This is a genomic window from Shewanella sp. 1180_01 (assembly GCF_052850535.1).
In genome coordinates this window covers 1-2,552 of sequence record NZ_VXCT01000115.1, presented here as the reverse complement: position 1 = coordinate 2,552, position 2,552 = coordinate 1, and the positions used below count along the sequence as shown (strand labels likewise).

Sequence of the window (2,552 nt, the reverse complement as noted above, 5' to 3'; positions counted from 1 at the left end):
TTGTTCTGGTGTCATTGGTGAGGCTTTCGGAGCATGCCCTTGGCGCTCAACTTGAAGCTGTGTTACCCACTTACTGACCGTCGATTTACCCACGTTCATAGCTTTTGCCGCTGCTTCTTGCGTGTAGCCTTGATCAACGACTAATTGAGCTGTTTCAAGCTTAATGGCGGCGCTATATCGTGCACGTTTACTTTTATTCATGTTGTCACCTAAATAGGTTATGAGGGGATCATAACATTTCTTATTAGATGGCCAAATTCAGTGTGCCACTACACTATCACTGAAGAAACCAATGCATCAATGCTGGAATTATTAGTTTTGGCTCTATCCATGCCCCGATCAAACTGGATGCTTCTTGCATATGAACTCGATTCTCGTGTGAAAGTTAACGACCGTCTAACGAGCTACTTGTAGTGGATAATTTTTGTGTGTTACTGGCACGTGCGCGGCGACAACACAAAAATGCGTAGCGAAAAGTTGTCCCTGTTTAGGCACTTGTTAAGTGCCAAGCCCAAGTTTTGCATATTTATCGCTAAGCCACATACGAATTTCCTCTGTATAGACTTGCCATTCTTCAGTCTCTTCAACAAAATTTAATATTTTTTCACGAACTTGTCTTTGACCGGAAAGCTCTGCCATTTGATCAAAGTATATATGCCAATCAATATATCCTTGAATGCCTTTTGAAAAAATTTGGAGTTCATTTATTCTGGGATCATTGCTATCCGAGTTCTCAAATAACAATTTAATGTTATATTCAGGACTTCCTTTTTGTCCTTCTGGAGCGAAGTTACTAATTTTAAATTCTTTTATTTGTTTAACAATATCAACACGATCTTGTTCTCGGTCATTACCGTTCAAGTGACGCTTACACTCCGACTCTCTACTTTCCTGATCCCTACATACATCTCCATCGAGGACACAAATAGTATTTGTAATATCCTGCCCCATGAGTTTCTTCCCTGCTAAAACAGCGAATGCATTGGACCATGCACCAAATTTACTAACTCTCACATGGGTCTGTAGGTGCATTTTGTAAACTAAGTTAAGTATTATTTCTTCTGAGAGTTCATCTTCTACACATATTTGCAATGGGTGAGTTAATAAACCTGTTAATTGGTGCATAACTTGCGGGTTAGTATGAGGCATAGCTATTACCCCGTTACCAGTATTCAAAATACCAAAAATATTAACATCAGAACTGAACTCAGAAATAGTTTCTCTATGTGTTGAAAAAACAACTTCAACTTTGTTTTCTTCAGAACGTTTAATAATCCTTTCAACTAATCTTTTGAAGGCTACCCCATGTAATAAGACATCTGCTTCATCTATTAAAAGTAATCCTCCATTTGAAATCAATGGACTATGTAATGCATAGAGCATACTTAAAACCCTCTTTTCACCCGCCCCCATAGAGTGTTCACTATAAGTCACACCATTATGAGTTAAACCGAACATAGTGTGAACTTTCCCACCCTTTTTGATAGTACAACTACTTAACTTTTCGTAGTTTCTACCCAAGATATAAACAATGTCAGATTTAATTTTACCCGCCGATTCATGCGCAAGATCCTCTGTTTCATATTCTTTATATCTACCCGCATTTTTATCTTCATTTAATGTAGAAAGTTCATGCAACCCTATATAAACAGATTCTCTTTCATGACGTCTTGCATAGATAGGTAGCCACCGACCTTGTTTTACACCAGGTTTTTTATAATATTTTTCAGTATAAGTTTTGTCTGTTATTTTTGGCTCTTTAGATGAATTTAACTCTTGATAATCAAATTCCACACTATATTCACTGCCATCCCAACTAGCATCTTGATTTGGGGTGAAAAAATGAGAAAGGCGGTTAAAGTCTTTAGAAGTCTGCTTTCCTTTAGGTTTAAACGCACATGCTAAAGCATGGATTAATGTTGATTTACCTGAACCATTAATACCTACAACTGCTGTTACTCTTTTGTCAGTTTCAAACTCTAAAGTAAAATCTTTAATACCTTTGAGGTTAGATATATGTAACTTTTTTAATTGGTAATTAAATCTAGAAATTTTAGATTTTTCTTTTTTTATTTTTGCTTTAACCATTAATTCCTACTTTAAACTCAAAATTTATCGGTGACACTGGCATTTTACGTCTTAGTATTTATGCGCTGCGCTGTTTGCAGGGTATAAATCGCTTGTTGGACTTGGCCGCTGCCACATCAGTGTAAATTGGTGTGAATGATGCTATAGGAATTTGTTTTTTTGCGGTAGCTATTTTTATACAGTTTGGTGGGTAATCACTTGATATCGTTTTAGCTTTATCATTCTTTCAAGCTCGCTTTTAGCGGATGCTGTTGTAAAAGGTTCAGCACGATACGCCGAAATAGCGCCATCTTCTTCGCGTTTTCACTGTCATCCATTCTTGAGCTGTCTTCCCTAAAGGTGATGTCAAGCAACCAGTGTTGCTGGTTCTCTATGTGCCAATGCTGACGCACCGTTTGGGCTGCAAGTTCGACGTCTGGAGGTAAAGAACTCAAGTAATAATTGTATTGAACTTTATTGAAACA

At 37.3% G+C, this 2,552-nt stretch carries 2 protein-coding genes and 1 pseudogene; all 3 read right to left on the bottom strand.

The features are described 5' to 3' along the window. A partial coding sequence (locus tag FW758_RS24265) for a transposase (protein ID WP_446446795.1) occupies positions 1 to 201 on the bottom strand: 201 nt, incomplete at its 3' end. Between the two features lie 297 nt (positions 202 to 498). Beyond that, positions 499 to 2,088: an AAA family ATPase gene (locus FW758_RS24260; RefSeq protein WP_446446794.1), complete on the bottom strand. Its 1,590-nt coding sequence runs from the start codon at positions 2,086 to 2,088 to the stop codon at positions 499 to 501. 230 nt (positions 2,089 to 2,318) lie between these two features. Continuing rightward, a pseudogene (locus tag FW758_RS24255) lies at positions 2,319 to 2,552 on the bottom strand (ISAs1 family transposase); the annotation flags it as partial.

What these genes read in the sequence shown, in the direction of transcription:
- FW758_RS24260 (WP_446446794.1), bottom strand. Translation starts at nt 2,088, where the DNA reads ATGGTTAAAGCAAAAATAAAAAAAGAAAAATCTAAAATTTCTAGATTT.